Consider the following 13,470-nt stretch of genomic DNA (forward strand, 5'->3'; position numbering starts at 1 on the left):
TGTCTTCGTCGCGGCCCCCCGATAGGCGAGGCGGCCATGGACGAAAACCAAAATCCGCAATGGTCGAACGCCCCATATGGCAAGCCGATCCTCGGCGCCATCAACACGGGCGGTCTCAGGACCCTCTATATCAAGGAGGTGCGGCGGTTCTTCAAGGTCCAGCTGCAAACTGTCTGGGGCCCGGCGGTCACGACGCTGCTCTATCTCGCCATCTTTACTATCGCGCTGGGGCGCGGCGGGCGCGAGGTGCTGGGGGTGCCGTTCGCCGATTTCCTCGCCCCCGGGCTGATCGTGATGGGGATGATCCAGGCCGCCTTCGCCAACGCCAGCTTCTCGTTGCTGGTGGGCAAGATCCAGGGGACGATCGTCGATTACCTGATGCCGCCCTTGTCCACCGGCGAACTGATGGCGGGGCTGGTCGGCGCCTCGGTGACGCGCGGTTTCCTCGTCGGCGGCGCGGTGTGGCTGGTGATGGCGCTGTGGCCCGGCGTGCGCGTGGTGCCGGTGGCGCCGCTCGCCGCGCTCTATTTCGCGCTGATGGGCACGCTGATGCTCAGCTTCCTTGGGCTGCTCACGAGTTTCTGGGCGGAGAAGTTCGACCATGCCGCGATGGTGACCAATTTCGTGGTCGCGCCGCTCGCGCTGCTGTCGGGCACCTTCTATTCGGTCGAGGCGCTGAGCGAGGGGTTTCAGGCGGCGAGCCACGCCAACCCCTTCTTCTACGTCATCTCGGGGTTTCGCTACGGCTTCATCGGGGTCGCCGACTCGCCGGTGACGGTGGGGGCGATCGTGCTGGCGCTCCTGAACGCCGCGCTCCTCATCCTGTGCTACCGGCTGCTCGACACGGGCTGGAAAATCAAGAATTAGGGCGATCAAGTGATTGAAACGGAGGCGTTTTCATCCGCCTGAACGCCGACTGACAGCCATATTCAGCGAGACCACATCGGGCATCTTGCAGCCTGCGGGACATCAAGAGATTTCGCCGCAGTCCAGGAGTAGCCCCATGCGAAAGATGTTTATCGGCCTGAGTGCCGCCCTCGCGGCCGGCATGGTCGCCCTTCCCGCCGCCGCCGCCGCCGCCGCCGCCAGCGCGGCGCCCGCCGCCAGCGCCGCGATCGGTGTCGGCAGCGCCTATCAGCCCTATTATCGCGGCGGCGACCGCTACGACCGCTACGATCGCCAGGGTTATGATCGCGGGTACGACCGCCGCGGCCATCATGATTATCGCCGCCACTTCGCGTGGGGCAAGGTACGCGAATTGCACAACCGCGTGGCCCGGATGCGGCAGGACATCCGCTATTTCGCCCGGCAGGGCGCGTTCGATCGGGACGATTTTCGCAAGCTCGACCGCAAGGCGGAGCGGCTCCACTATCGCATCGACCGGATGAGCCGCCACGGGCTCAACCGCGGTGAATATCGCGCCGCGGTTCGAGGCATCCGCAACCTGCGCCGCGAGATCCGCCACGAACTGCGCGACGGGCGGCGCTGGGAAAATCACGGCTATGGCTATCGCGGCGATCGCGACCGCTACTGGCACGACGACGATCGCTGGGAGCGCGACAGCCGCTGGGACCGGCGCGGGGACGACCGCGACGATGACCGCCGCTACGAGCGCCGCCGCGACTGGGACGATCGCGACGACGACTGATCGCCCGAGGGGCGACCGGCCCCCGTGCAGCGCCCCGACGAGGCGTCGCCCCCCGCTTGCGGGTGGCGGCGCCTTTTCTTTGGCGCTAGGGACCCCACATTGACGTGAACCCAAGCGCGCCGCCCGCCCCGCCGGGGCGCGCTACCCTTAAGAGGAGCATTGAATGTCGATTCCCGCGCTGATGCCGGTCTATCCCCGTTGCGACGTCCGGCCGGTGAAGGGCGAAGGCCCCTACCTGTTCGGTGAAAACGGCGAGAAGTGGCTCGACTTCGCCAGCGGCATCGCGGTCAACCTCCTCGGCCATGACCACCCGCACCTCGTCGGCGCGATCCAGAAGCAGGCGGCCACGCTGATGCACGTCTCCAACCTCTACGGCAGCCCGCAGGGCGAATCCTGCGCGCAGCGGCTGGTCGACAACAGCTTTGCCGACACCGTCTTCTTCACCAACTCGGGCGCCGAGAGCGTGGAGTGCACGATCAAGACGATGCGCCGCTACCATGTCGTCGACGGCAACCCGCACAAGAAGGACATCATCACCTTCAAGAACGCCTTCCACGGGCGCACGATGGCGACGATCAGCGCCGCCAACCAGGAAAAGCTCCACGACGGGTTCGAGCCGCTGCTGCCCGGCTTCACCTATGTCGACTTCGACGATCTCGATGCCGCGCGCGCGGCGATCACCGACCAGACCGCGGGCTTCCTCGTCGAGCCGGTCCAGGGCGAGGGCGGCATCCGTCCGGCGAGCCAGGCGTTCATGACCGGGCTGCGCGAGCTGGCCGACAAGCACGGGCTGCTGCTCGGGCTCGACGAGGTGCAGTGCGGGGTCGCGCGCACCGGCACGCTCTATGCCTACGAGCAATATGGCATCACCCCCGACGTCCTCGCCTCGGCCAAGGGGCTGGGCGGCGGCTTCCCCGTCGGCGCCTGTCTCGCCACCGAGGCGGCGGCCAAGGGGATGACCTTCGGCACCCATGGTTCGACCTACGGGGGCAACCCGCTGGCGATGGCGGCGGTGGAAGCGGTGCTCGACGTCGTCGCCGACGAGGAATTCCTCGCCGGGGTGCGCGCGAAGGGCGAGCGGCTGCGCGCCAGCCTCGAGCAGATGATCGGCAACCATCCCGAGCTGTTCGAGAGCGTGCGCGGCATGGGGCTGATGCTCGGGGTGCGGATGACCGACCAGGTGGTGGTCCGCGACTTCGTCGGCTGGCTGCGCGGCGAGGGGCTGCTCGCGGTCGCGGCGGGCGACAATGTGATGCGCGTCCTGCCCCCGCTCAACATCACCGAGGCGCATATCGCCGAATTCGTCGAGCTCCTGTCGGCGGCGGCGGCCAAGTACGAGATCCCGGCGCGCTGATGGCCGACGCCAAGCCCACCGGCCTCCTCGAGGATGCCGTCGTCGGCGCGATGCTGCCTACCCGCGGCGCGCGCGGGCGGCTGGTGCGGCTGACGCACGTGCTCGACGCGATCCTCGCCCCGCACAACTATCCCCCCGTCATCGAGAAGCTGCTCGCCGACGCGCTCGCGCTGACCGCGCTGCTCGGCTCGCTCCTCAAGGACGAGAAGGGGCAGATCACGATGCAGGCGCAGACCGAGAGCGGGGTCGTCGACCTGCTGGTGTGCGACTATCTGGCGGGGCAGCTGCGCGGGCATGTCAAATATGACGGCGATCGGCTCGCCGAGGCGGGCCCCGCGCCGACGCTGTTCCAGCTGTTCGGCAAGGGCTATCTCGCGATCACCTTCGACCAGCCGAGCCGCAAGGAACGCTACCAGGGGATCGCGCCGATCGAGGGCGAGGACATCGGCGAGGTGGCGCAGAGCTATTTCGCCCAGTCCGAGCAGATCCCCAGCCTGGTGCGGGTGGCCGCCGAGAAGCGGGACGGCCACTGGGTCGCGGGCGGGCTGATGTTCCAGCACCTGCCCGAGGGCGAGGAGGGGCGCGACCGGCTGCACACCAAGCTCGACCATCCCGACTGGCCGCATGTCGCCATCCTCGCGGGGTCGGTGAAGGCGGGCGAATTGACCGACCCGACGCTGGCGCTCGACGCGCTGCTGTGGCGGCTGTTCCACGAGGAGGACGAGGTGCGGCTGCTCGCCAGCACCGCGCTGACCAAGGGGTGTCGCTGCAGCCCCGACTATATCAAGAGCGTGATCGCGCGCTTTCCCCCCGAGGAACAGGCGCACATGGTCGCCGACGACGGGTTCATCCGCGTCGATTGCGCCTTCTGCGCGACCAGCTTCCCGATCGCGCCAGCGGCCCCCGGCGCCGCGCCCGATGGGGCGACCGACGAGCGCGGCGATGACGCCGTTTAACCGCGGTTCATCGGGCGCTGGTAAAGACGGCGCGATGAAACGAGTGATTCGAGCGATGATCGGTGTCGCCGCGCTGGGGCTGGGCCTCGGCGGGACGGCGGCGCTCGCGTTCGAGCACCAGGGCCGGCCGCACCTGTTGAGCGCGATCGAGGCGGGCTTGTGGGAGGTCAGCTACCCGGCGCGCAAGATCGCCCCCAAGCGCTTCTGCGTGGCCGATGTCTCGCTGCTCGCGCAGGTCGAGCATATCGGGCGCCAGTGCACCCGCATGACGGTGTCGGAGGACGCCGACAGCGCGCTGATGCGCTATACCTGTACCCGCGGCGGCTTCGGCTCGAGCGACATGCAGGTGGTGACCCCGCGCTCGCTCAGGATCCAGACGCAGGGCATCAAGGACGGGCTGCCGTTCCACGATACGCTGCACGCGAGGCGCATCGGTTCCTGCTAGGGCGCGGGCCATTGGCGGCCGCTGGACGTCGTTGCGCGATCGCTGGCGATGCGCTGCATCGCGGCGCTCCTCGCGCCTAGCCAGCAACCGCCACTGACCCGCTTGTGTCCTGCATTTGTGGGTTCAGCTGTTTTTCCCTAAGGGGCCGTTCCATGAAGAAAAAAGCGGTCATCCTGTTGTCGGGCGGGCTCGATTCGATGGTCTGCGCGGGGCTCGCGCGCGAGGCGGGCTATGCGATCCACGCGCTCACCATCGATTACAACCAGCGCCACCGGGTCGAGCTGGAAGCGGCCAAGCGCATCGCCGCCGAGGTCGGCGCGGCCGAGCATGTGGTGCTCCCGCTCGACCTTACCGCCTTCGGGGGCTCGGCGCTGACCGCCGATATCGACGTCCCCAAGGAGGGGGTGGGCGAGGGCATCCCGGTGACCTACGTGCCCGCGCGCAACACCGTCTTCCTGTCGCTGTGCCTCGCTTATGCCGAGACGCGCGGCGCCAACGACATCTTCATCGGCGTCAACAGCCTCGACTATTCGGGCTATCCCGACTGCCGCCCCGACTTCATCGCCCAGTTCGAGCGGTTGGCGCAGCTTGCGACCAAGGCGGGCGACGAGGGGCAGGTGATGCGCATCCGCACGCCCTTGCAGGACATGACCAAGGCCGACATCGCGCGCGAGGCGCACCGGCTCGGGATGGACGCGGGGCTGAGCCACAGCTGCTACGATCCCGGCCCCGATGGCGGCGCCTGCGGGGCGTGCGACAGCTGCCGGCTGCGCCACAAGGGGTTCGTCGAGGCGGGGCTCGATGACCCGACGCGCTATGCGCAAGGGGTGGAGCCCGCCTGATGGCCTATGCGGTCAAGGAGATGTTCCTCACCCTGCAGGGCGAGGGGATGCAGGCGGGGGCGCGCGCGGTGTTCCTGCGCTTTGCCGGGTGCAACTTGTGGACCGGGCGCGAGGAGGATCGACGCAAGGCGGTGTGCCGCTTCTGCGATACCGAGTTCGTGGGCACCGACGGGGTCAATGGCGGCAAGTTCGCCGATGCCGCGGCACTGGCGGCGCAGGTCGCGCGGCTGTGGGGCGAGGACAAGGCGCAGCGGATGGTGGTGGTCACCGGGGGCGAGCCGCTGTTGCAGCTCGATGCCGCGCTGATCGACGCGCTGCATGCGCAGGGGTTTCGCATTTCGGTCGAGAGCAACGGGACGCTTCAGGCGCCCGAGGGGATCGACTGGCTGTGCATCAGTCCCAAGTACGGCGCCGAACTGGTGCAGCGCTCGGGGGATGAGTTGAAGCTCGTCTGGCCGCAACCGTTCGATCTCGACGAACTGGAAGCGCTCGACTTCAATCATTTCCTCCTGCAGCCGATGGACGGGGAGATGATCGAGGACAATACCGAGGCGGCGATCGCGCTGGTGATGGAGCGGCCGAAGTGGCGGCTCACCCTCCAGACGCACAAATTGCTGGGGCTGGCCTAGTCCTCGTCGGCCTCGTCGGCAGCGGCGCGGCGCCCCGGCACCTCGTCATCGACCAGCCCCGCGTCATTGTCGGTGGCGGCGTCGATCGCGGTGATGTCGCGGCCCTCGATGGCGACGACCTCGGGCGCGTCGGCCTGTTCCTCGACCGCCACGCCATCGTCGGTCCCGCCGCACGCGACGAGGCACAGGGCTAGCAGGGCGGGGGACAGGCGGTGCATCATCGGGTCTCCGGTCTTCGTCAAGGGGAACAGGCGCCTTGCTCGCACTTGTCGTCGAGGCTGGCAAGGAAGGATTGGGCATGGTGCTCGAGCGCGGCATCGAGCGCGGCCATGTCGGCGCCCACCCCCAGCTGCTCGAGGCTGGTCACCCCGAACTCGCTGATCCCGCACGGCACGATCCCGCCGAAGTGCGAGAGGTCGGGGGCGACGTTGATCGAGAAGCCGTGGAGCGTGACCCAGCGTTTGACCCGCACCCCGATCGCGCCGATCTTGGCCTCGTGCGCGCCGTGGCCGGTCCAGATACCGATGCGACCGGGCTCGCGCCGCGCCTCGACGCCGAGCTCGTCCAGCGCGGCGATCATCCAGCCCTCGAGCTGGTGGACGAAGCGGCGGATGTCGCGCCCCCGCCTCGCGAGGTCGAGGTTGAGGTAGCCGACCCGCTGGCCGGGGCCGTGGTAGGTGTAGCGCCCGCCGCGCCCCGCCTCGTAGACGGGAAAGCCGTGGGGGTTGAACAGTTCGGCCGGATCGGCACTGGTGCCCGCGGTGAACAGCGGCGGGTGCTCGAGCAGCCAGATCCGCTCCTTGGCGCGCTCCTCGCGGATCGCGGCGGCGCGCGCGGTCATGTCGGCGAGCGCCGCCTCATAGGGGACCAGGCTGTCCGAAACCCGCCATTCGATCGTCATGCGGCGCGCTGTGCCGCGCAGCGCCGCGCTTGGCAAGGGCGCGGCCTTTGCTATGGTCGCGGCGGACGACCACTCAGGGGGAATTTGCAAGAATGGCCAATCTGTCGATCAGCAAGGCGTGGGACGACAGCCGTCCGATCATCGCGCGCGACGGGCGACTGATGTTCAGCGTGGCGCTGGCCACCGTGGTGCTGCCCGGCAGCGTGCTGATGACCATCGCGCCGGGCGAGACCGACCTGCAGATGGGCGGGGTGACGGTCGACGGCGGCGAGGCCGGCGCGGGGGTGCTCGTCCTCAGCTTCCTCTTCTCGCTGATCAACCTCATCGGCTCGATCGCGATCAGCTACCTCGCGCTGTTCCGCGGCGCGAGCGTGGCGGGGGCGCTCGGGCGCGGGGTGCGGCGGCTGGGCGCGGTGATCGGGATGGTGCTGCTGCTCCTCGTCCCGCTCGCGCTGATCGTCATCCTGTTCGCGCTGCTGGTGGTGCCGGGCGGCGAGATCGGCGCGATCGGGGAGCCGCAGGCGATGCAGGGGCTGTCGGCGGGGGCCGCGTTCGGCGCGCTGTTCCTGCTCGCCGCATTGCTCTACGTCGGCGTGCGGCTGATGGTCATCACCCCGGTGGTGGCCGCCGAGGACGTCGGGCCGATCGGGATCGTCAAGCGCGGCTGGGCGCTGACCCGCGGCCATTTCTGGCGATTGTTCGGCTTCCTCCTCCTGTTCGCGATCGGGGTCGTGCTGGTGATGGGGACGGTCGGGCTGATCGCCGGGCTGGCGATCGAGCTGGCGCTGGGGCCGGTCGAACCGATGACGGTGGCGGCGCTCCTCGCCGCGCTCGTCTCGACGCTGGCGCAGGCGGCGGTGACGATCGTCTATTCGACGATCCTCGCGCGCATCTACCTCCAGCTCGCGGGGCAGCCCGCCGACCCGGCGGTGGGGGTGCCCCCGGTGAGCGCCGAACCGCCGACGCCCTGAGCGAGCCGCGTTACGCCCATCGCGCGAGCGGGGGTAGGCTCATCAGGATGGCATCGACATTGCCGCCGGTCTTGAGCCCGAACAGCGTGCCGCGGTCGTAGAGCAGGTTGAATTCGACATAGCGCCCGCGGAAATCGAGCAGCCGGACCATGTCGTCCTCGGTCCAGTCGCTGTCCATCCGCCGCCGCACGATCTGCGGGAAGATGTCGAGGAAGGCCTCGCCGACGTCGCGGGTGAAGGCGAAATGCGGCTCGAACAGCTCGCCCGCGGCGTCGAGGCGATCGTAGAAGATGCCGCCCACCCCGCGATGGCGCTGGCGGTGGGGCAGGTAGAAATAGTCGTCCGCCCACCTCTTGAACTTGTCGTAATAGGTGGGGTCGTGCGCGGCGCAGGCGGCGCGCAGCCGGGCGTGGAAGGCGGCGGTGTCCTCTTCATAGGGGATCGCCGGGTTGAGGTCGGCACCGCCGCCGAACCAGCGCTTGGTGGTGGTGATCATGCGCGTGTTCATGTGCACCGCGGGGACGTGCGGGTTGGCCATGTGTGCGACGAGGCTGATCCCGGTGGCGAAGAAGCGCGGGTCCTCCTCGGCGCCGGGAATCGAGGGCGCGAATTCGGGGCTGAACTCGCCGCCCACGGTCGAGACGTTGACCCCGACCTTCTCGAACACCTTGCCCTTCATCGTGCCGCGGGTGCCGCCGCCGCCGTCGGCGCCCGAGGGATCCTCGCGCTTCCAGTCGGCAAAATCGAAGGTGGCGTCGGACCCGGCCTCGCGTTCGATTTCCTCGAAGGCGGCGCAGATGCGGTCGCGCAGCGCCTCGAACCAGTCGCGGGCGGCCTGTTGCTGATCGTCGAGCTCTTGCATGCGCCCGCTTTATCGTCTCGCCCGCCGGGCGCAACCCGCGGTCGCGGCAGCAAAGACAAAATCCGGCCTTGGCAAACGGGGACCTTCGCGTCTATCAGGCGCCCAACCGTGCGGGTCCCCATGTCTGTGAGGGCCCCTTTTTCGCGAAGCCAAGACTAGGGATCATCCATGGCAACGGTCGAACAGCCTGACCCCCTCCTCAACGAAGACAAGACTGACGGGGCCGGCGACGGCGTGCGTCGTCGCGACTTCCTCGATATCGCCGCCGTCTCGTTCGGCGCGGTCGGGGTCGGCGCGGTGGCCTTCCCGCTGCTCAACCAGATGAGCCCGCCCGCCGACGTGCTGGCGCTGGCCTCGATCGAGGTCGACATCTCGAAGGTCGAGCGGGGGCAGGCGATCAAGACCAGCTGGCGCAAGCAGCCGGTCTTCATCCGCAACCTCACCGAGGCCGAGATCGCCGAGGCCAACGCGGTCCCGCTGTCGGCGCTGCGCGAGCCGCAGACGCTCGCCGAGCGGACCAAGGAAGGCAAGCAGAACTGGCTCGTCACGATGGGCGTGTGCACCCACCTCGGCTGTGTCCCGCTGGGCGCCGCCGAGGGCGAGAACAAGGGCGACTACGACGGCTATTTCTGCCCCTGCCACGGGTCGCATTACGATACCGCCGGGCGCATCCGCAAGGGACCCGCGCCGACCAACCTCGTCGTACCTGATTTCGAGTTCGTCTCCGACACGCTCATCCGGATCGGATAGGAAGAAAAAACATGAGTTTCGCCTGGGCTAAGCCTTACGAACCCAAGACCCAGCTGGGTCACTGGATTGACCAGCGGCTGCCGCTGCCGCGTATGGTTCACGGTGCCGTCGGCGGGGGGTATCCCGTGCCGCGCAACCTCAACTATGCGTGGAATTTCGGGGTCCTCGCGGGCGTCTTCCTGATGATCCAGATCGTCACCGGCATCGTCCTGGCGATGTGGTACAACAGCGGCATCGCGACCGCCTTTTCCTCGGTCGAGCATGTCATGCGCGACGTGAATTCGGGCTGGTTCCTGCGCTATGCGCACGCCAATGGCGCGAGCTTCTTCTTCATCGTCGTCTACATCCACATCTTCCGCGGGCTGTTCTACGGCTCGTACAAGGCGCCGCGCGAGCTAGTGTGGATGCTCGGGCTGGTGGTCTACCTGCTGATGATGGCGACCGCCTTCATGGGCTATGTCCTGCCGTGGGGGCAGATGAGCTACTGGGGGGCGCAGGTCATCACCGGCTTCTTCTCGGCCTTCCCGGTGGTCGGCGAACCGCTGCGCGTCTTCCTGCTCGGCGGCTTCGCCCCCGACCAGGCCGCGCTGACCCGCTTCTTCTCGCTCCACTACCTGCTGCCCTTCGTGATCGCGGCGGTGGTGATCCTCAAGACCTGGGCGCTGCACATCCCGGGCTCGTCCAACCCGACCGGGGTCGACGTGAAGACCGAGAAGGACACGCTGCCCTTCCATCCCTTCTTCACCGCCAAGGACGGCTGGTTCGTGCTCGCCTTCCTGATGCTCTACGCCGCGGTGCTGTTCTTCGCGCCCAATGCGCTGGGCCACCCCGACAACTATATCGAGGCCAACCCGCTGGCGACGCCCGCGCACATCGTGCCCGAATGGTACTTCCTGCCCTTCTACGGCATCCTCAAGGCGTTCACGGTGGACTTCATCCTGCCCGCCAAGCTGTGGGGCGTGATCGCGATGTTCGGCTCGATCCTGCTGCTCTTCCTGCTGCCGTGGCTCGACCGTTCGCCGATCCGTTCGGGGCACTATCGCCCGATGTTCAAGGTGTTCTTCGCGATTCTGATCGTCGACGTGCTCCTGCTCGGCTGGGCCGGCGGTGCCGAACCGACCGCCCCGGTGGTCGCGGTGATGCAGATCGCCACCGCTTACTATTTCGCTCACTTCCTCATCATCCTGCCGCTGATCTCGAAGTTCGAGAAGCCGCTGCCGCTGCCCAACTCGATCTCGAGCTCGGTGCTGCACGGCGAGGCGGAGGAAAGCGCGCCCTACGGGCTCGCCAAGGCTTAAGAACGAAGGAACCGACACGACCATGGGTCAGCTTCTGAAATTCATCGGCATCCGCGGCTTTGCGTTCCTGATCGGCCTCGGCTTCATCGGGGTGCTCGTGATCGCCTTCATCACCGACGCGGTGAACTACTTCAAGGAACCGCCGGCGGAGAGCGCCGAGCATGCGCTGCACAAGGCCAACAAGGACGTCGACTTCTCGTTCGAGGGGCCGTTCGGTCGCTACGACCAGGCCCAGCTGCAGCGCGGCTTCGCGGTGTTCCAGAACGTCTGCGCCTCGTGCCACGGCATGCAGTATGTCGCGTTCCGCAACCTCGAGGACCTCGGTTACACCCCCGAGCAGGTCAAGGCGTTCGCCGCCAACTGGCCGATCGAGGTGCCGACCATCAACCCCGACACGGGCGAGCGGGCGACGCGCCCGGCGCTGCCCGCCGATCGCTTCCCGAGCCCCTATGACAACGAGATCGCGGCGCGCGCGGCGAACAACAACGCCTATCCGCCCGACATGAGCCTCATCGCCAAGGCGCGTCCCGACGGGGCCGCCTACATCTACTCGCTGCTGACCGGCTACCAGGAGCCCTACCAGGGCTATGACGAGCCGGCGGCCGAGCTGGCCGAGCGCTTCCCCGAGGCGCAGCCGGGCGACGGGCTCTACCACAACCCGTGGTTCCCCAACCTCAACATCGCGATGCCCGCGCCGATCACCGCCGACGGGCAGGTCGAATATCCCGAGGGCGCGCCCGAGGCCACCGTCGAGCAGATGAGCGCCGACGTTGCGGCCTTCCTGATGTGGGCCGCCGAGCCCAAGGCCGACACCCGCAAGAATGCCGGGCTCGCGGTGCTGATCTTCCTCGCCTTCGCGACGACCTTCGCCTATCTGAGCTATCGCCAGATCTGGGCCGAGGCGAAGCGCAAGGTCGTCGCCAAGGGGCCACTCGATCCCGAGCATATGGCCGAGCGCGAAGAGGCCAAGGCCGAAGCCGCCGAGGCGGGTCGCGGGGTCAAGGGCTAGGCGCCCTTCGCTCCGGCGAACAAGAAAAGGGGCCCGGTGGAGCGATCCATCGGGCCCTTTCTTGTCGGGGTCGGAGGCCGACCTTGAGCGTCGGCCCAACGAAGGCTGAGGCCTATCGCTGCGACGACTGGCAGGCGAGCTGGCATGGATCCCAGCCTTTGCTGGGATGACGGGGAGGGCCGGCGGGCTAGTCGGCGCTGGTGCGCTTGAGGACGAGGAGGATGGTCTCCATCGACAGGACCTTCACCCCGTCCTGGTTCACCGCCTCGATGCGGCTGCGCGCGGAGCCGAGCCCGGGCTTGGAGCGCGAGGGGGTAAGCTCGAGCGTCTCGCTCGTCACGGCGAGCGTGTCGCCGGGAAAGACGGGCTTGAGCCAGCGCAGGTTATCGACCCCGGGCGAGCCGACGCTGACGAGCTGGCGCTCGGTGAAGCTGTCGACGATGACGCGCATGACCATCGCGCAGGTATGCCAGCCCGAGGCCGAGATCTTGCCGAAATGGGTCATCGCGGCGGCATTGTCGTCGAGATGGAAGGGCTGGGGGTCGTAGCGCTCGGCGAAGGCGATCACCTCTTCGCGCGTCACTTGCGCGGTGCCGAGGTCACAGGTCTCGCCGACCTTGAGATCGTCCCAGAACAGCATCAGACGTTGAACTTGAAGAGCATGACATCGCCGTCGGCGACGACATAGTCCTTGCCTTCCTGCCGCAGCTTGCCGGCATCGCGCGCCGCGCTTTCGCCGCCGAGCGCGACATAATCGTTATAGGCGATGGTCTCGGCGCGGATGAAGCCGCGTTCGAAATCGGTGTGGATCTCGCCCGCCGCCTGCGGGGCCTTGGCCCCCTTTGCCACGGTCCAGGCCTTGGCTTCCTTGGGGCCGGCGGTGAAGAAGGTGTGGAGGTTCAAGAGGTCGTAGCCGGCGCGGATGATGCGGTTGAGGCCGGTTTCCTCGAGCCCCATTTCGGCGAGGAACTCGAGCTTTTCCTCGCGCTCCATCCCGACCATGTCGGCCTCGATCGCGGCCGAGACGATGACCGCCTCGGCGCCCTCGGCCTTCGCCTTCTCGAAGACGCGCGCCGAATATTCGTTGCCGTTGGCGGCATCGTCCTCGTTGACGTTGCAGACGTAGAGGACGGGCTTGGCGGTCAGCAGCTGCGCCTGGCGGAAGTGGCGGGCCTCTTCCTCGTCGTTGGGCTGGGTCAGCCGCGCGGGCTTGCCCTCGCGCAGGAGGTCGAGCGCCTGCCCGAGCACGCTGGCCATGATCTTGGCGTCCTTGTCGCCCCCGGTGGCGCGTTTTTGCGCGTTGGGCACGCGTTTCTCGAGGCTCTCGAGGTCGGCGAGCAGCAATTCGGTCTCGACCACCTCGGCATCGGCGATCGGGTCGACGTGGTTGGAGACATGCTGGATGTCGTCATCCTCGAAGCAGCGCAGCACGTGTACGATGGCATCGACCTCGCGGATGTTGGCGAGGAACTGGTTGCCGAGGCCTTCGCCCTTCGAGGCGCCCTTCACGAGGCCCGCGATGTCGACGAAGGCGAGCTGGGTCGGGATGACCTTGGCGCTGCCCGCGATGCCGGCGATCTTGTCGAGCCGTTCGTCGGGCACCGCGACCTGCCCGACGTTGGGCTCGATCGTGCAGAAGGGATAGTTGGCGGCCTGCGCGGCCTGCGTCTCGGTGAGCGCGTTGAACAGGGTGGACTTGCCGACGTTGGGCAGCCCGACGATGCCGCATTTGAAACCCATGGAACCCTCGGAATTGGAAAGGTGCGCTTCCCCTAGTCGCTGGGGCGACGGGGCACAAGCGATGG

The 13,470-nt window shown here is 67.9% G+C and carries 16 protein-coding genes; 11 read left to right on the forward strand and 5 right to left on the reverse strand.

What is annotated here, in order from left to right:
- Positions 1-36: 36 nt before the first annotated feature.
- From L8951_RS09490 to queE, 7 genes are all read left to right on the forward strand, one after another.
- Entirely contained in the window at positions 37-867 is an 831-nt protein-coding gene (locus tag L8951_RS09490; RefSeq protein WP_244382790.1) for an ABC transporter permease, read from the forward strand.
- 136 nt (positions 868-1,003) lie between these two features.
- On the forward strand, positions 1,004-1,648 hold the full coding sequence (locus tag L8951_RS09495; protein ID WP_244382792.1) for a hypothetical protein: 645 nt from the start codon (positions 1,004-1,006) through the stop codon (positions 1,646-1,648).
- A 163-nt stretch (positions 1,649-1,811) separates the two neighbouring features.
- Positions 1,812-3,002, forward strand: a complete 1,191-nt coding sequence (locus tag L8951_RS09500) for an aspartate aminotransferase family protein (protein ID WP_244382793.1) — start codon at positions 1,812-1,814, stop codon at positions 3,000-3,002.
- Positions 3,002-3,958 (forward strand): Hsp33 family molecular chaperone HslO, encoded by a 957-nt coding sequence (gene hslO / locus L8951_RS09505; RefSeq protein WP_244382794.1) that lies wholly within the window; start codon positions 3,002-3,004, stop codon positions 3,956-3,958. Before L8951_RS09500 ends, hslO begins: the two co-directional genes overlap by 1 nt.
- A 34-nt stretch (positions 3,959-3,992) precedes the next feature.
- Complete coding sequence (locus tag L8951_RS09510; RefSeq protein WP_244382795.1) at positions 3,993-4,403, forward strand: DUF3617 domain-containing protein; 411 nt, start codon at positions 3,993-3,995, stop codon at positions 4,401-4,403.
- A gap of 152 nt (positions 4,404-4,555) precedes the next feature.
- Positions 4,556-5,245 (forward strand): 7-cyano-7-deazaguanine synthase QueC, encoded by a 690-nt coding sequence (gene queC, locus L8951_RS09515; protein ID WP_244382796.1) that lies wholly within the window; start codon positions 4,556-4,558, stop codon positions 5,243-5,245.
- A complete protein-coding gene (gene queE / locus L8951_RS09520) occupies positions 5,245-5,874 on the forward strand; it encodes a 7-carboxy-7-deazaguanine synthase (protein ID WP_244382797.1) in 630 nt (209 codons plus the stop codon). The genes queC and queE overlap by 1 nt, the downstream gene beginning before the upstream one ends.
- Here queE and L8951_RS09525 read toward each other — a convergent pair.
- Both L8951_RS09525 and lipB read right to left on the reverse strand, forming a co-directional pair.
- Entirely contained in the window at positions 5,871-6,116 is a 246-nt protein-coding gene (locus L8951_RS09525; protein ID WP_244382799.1) for a hypothetical protein, read from the reverse strand. The genes queE and L8951_RS09525 overlap by 4 nt on opposite strands.
- A complete protein-coding gene (lipB, locus tag L8951_RS09530) occupies positions 6,113-6,775 on the reverse strand; it encodes a lipoyl(octanoyl) transferase LipB (protein ID WP_244382800.1) in 663 nt (220 codons plus the stop codon). The genes L8951_RS09525 and lipB overlap by 4 nt, the downstream gene beginning before the upstream one ends.
- Before the next feature lie 92 nt (positions 6,776-6,867).
- On the opposite strand from lipB, the gene L8951_RS09535 reads away from it, so the two are divergent.
- Entirely contained in the window at positions 6,868-7,746 is an 879-nt protein-coding gene (locus tag L8951_RS09535) for a glycerophosphoryl diester phosphodiesterase membrane domain-containing protein (protein ID WP_244382801.1), read from the forward strand.
- A 10-nt stretch (positions 7,747-7,756) separates the two neighbouring features.
- Here L8951_RS09535 and hemF read toward each other — a convergent pair whose 3' ends face one another.
- Positions 7,757-8,608: an oxygen-dependent coproporphyrinogen oxidase gene (gene hemF / locus L8951_RS09540; protein WP_244382802.1), complete on the reverse strand. Its 852-nt coding sequence runs from the start codon at positions 8,606-8,608 to the stop codon at positions 7,757-7,759.
- A gap of 168 nt (positions 8,609-8,776) precedes the next feature.
- Between hemF and petA the strand changes: the two genes are divergently transcribed.
- From petA to L8951_RS09555, 3 genes are read left to right on the forward strand one after another with little or no spacing between them, the layout of a single operon-like run.
- On the forward strand, positions 8,777-9,358 hold the full coding sequence (gene petA, locus L8951_RS09545; RefSeq protein WP_244382803.1) for a ubiquinol-cytochrome c reductase iron-sulfur subunit: 582 nt from the start codon (positions 8,777-8,779) through the stop codon (positions 9,356-9,358).
- Positions 9,359-9,369: 11 nt separating this feature from the next.
- Positions 9,370-10,656: a cytochrome b gene (locus L8951_RS09550; RefSeq protein WP_244382804.1), complete on the forward strand. Its 1,287-nt coding sequence runs from the start codon at positions 9,370-9,372 to the stop codon at positions 10,654-10,656.
- 22 nt (positions 10,657-10,678) lie between these two features.
- Positions 10,679-11,665: a cytochrome c1 gene (locus tag L8951_RS09555; RefSeq protein ID WP_244382805.1), complete on the forward strand. Its 987-nt coding sequence runs from the start codon at positions 10,679-10,681 to the stop codon at positions 11,663-11,665.
- A gap of 187 nt (positions 11,666-11,852) precedes the next feature.
- Here L8951_RS09555 and L8951_RS09560 read toward each other — a convergent pair whose 3' ends face one another.
- Positions 11,853-12,305, reverse strand: a complete 453-nt coding sequence (locus L8951_RS09560; RefSeq protein ID WP_244382806.1) for a MaoC family dehydratase — start codon at positions 12,303-12,305, stop codon at positions 11,853-11,855.
- A complete protein-coding gene (gene ychF / locus L8951_RS09565; protein WP_244382808.1) occupies positions 12,305-13,405 on the reverse strand; it encodes a redox-regulated ATPase YchF in 1,101 nt (366 codons plus the stop codon). The genes L8951_RS09560 and ychF overlap by 1 nt, the downstream gene beginning before the upstream one ends.
- Positions 13,406-13,470: the final 65 nt, after the last annotated feature.

It is taken from the genome of Sphingomicrobium astaxanthinifaciens, assembly GCF_022865105.1.
Taxonomy (GTDB): domain Bacteria; phylum Pseudomonadota; class Alphaproteobacteria; order Sphingomonadales; family Sphingomonadaceae; genus Sphingomicrobium; species Sphingomicrobium astaxanthinifaciens.

Coding starts and splice junctions, on each gene's coding strand:
- L8951_RS09490 (WP_244382790.1), top strand. CDS start 37: ATGGACGAAAACCAAAATCCGCAATGGTCGAACGCCCCATATGGCAAG.
- L8951_RS09495 (WP_244382792.1), top strand. CDS start 1,004: ATGCGAAAGATGTTTATCGGCCTGAGTGCCGCCCTCGCGGCCGGCATG.
- L8951_RS09500 (WP_244382793.1), top strand. CDS start 1,812: ATGTCGATTCCCGCGCTGATGCCGGTCTATCCCCGTTGCGACGTCCGG.
- hslO (WP_244382794.1), top strand. CDS start 3,002: ATGGCCGACGCCAAGCCCACCGGCCTCCTCGAGGATGCCGTCGTCGGC.
- L8951_RS09510 (WP_244382795.1), top strand. CDS start 3,993: ATGAAACGAGTGATTCGAGCGATGATCGGTGTCGCCGCGCTGGGGCTG.
- queC (WP_244382796.1), top strand. CDS start 4,556: ATGAAGAAAAAAGCGGTCATCCTGTTGTCGGGCGGGCTCGATTCGATG.
- queE (WP_244382797.1), top strand. CDS start 5,245: ATGGCCTATGCGGTCAAGGAGATGTTCCTCACCCTGCAGGGCGAGGGG.
- lipB (WP_244382800.1), bottom strand. CDS start 6,775: ATGACGATCGAATGGCGGGTTTCGGACAGCCTGGTCCCCTATGAGGCG.
- L8951_RS09535 (WP_244382801.1), top strand. CDS start 6,868: ATGGCCAATCTGTCGATCAGCAAGGCGTGGGACGACAGCCGTCCGATC.
- hemF (WP_244382802.1), bottom strand. CDS start 8,608: ATGCAAGAGCTCGACGATCAGCAACAGGCCGCCCGCGACTGGTTCGAG.
- petA (WP_244382803.1), top strand. CDS start 8,777: ATGGCAACGGTCGAACAGCCTGACCCCCTCCTCAACGAAGACAAGACT.
- L8951_RS09550 (WP_244382804.1), top strand. CDS start 9,370: ATGAGTTTCGCCTGGGCTAAGCCTTACGAACCCAAGACCCAGCTGGGT.
- L8951_RS09555 (WP_244382805.1), top strand. CDS start 10,679: ATGGGTCAGCTTCTGAAATTCATCGGCATCCGCGGCTTTGCGTTCCTG.
- L8951_RS09560 (WP_244382806.1), bottom strand. CDS start 12,305: ATGCTGTTCTGGGACGATCTCAAGGTCGGCGAGACCTGTGACCTCGGC.
- ychF (WP_244382808.1), bottom strand. CDS start 13,405: ATGGGTTTCAAATGCGGCATCGTCGGGCTGCCCAACGTCGGCAAGTCC.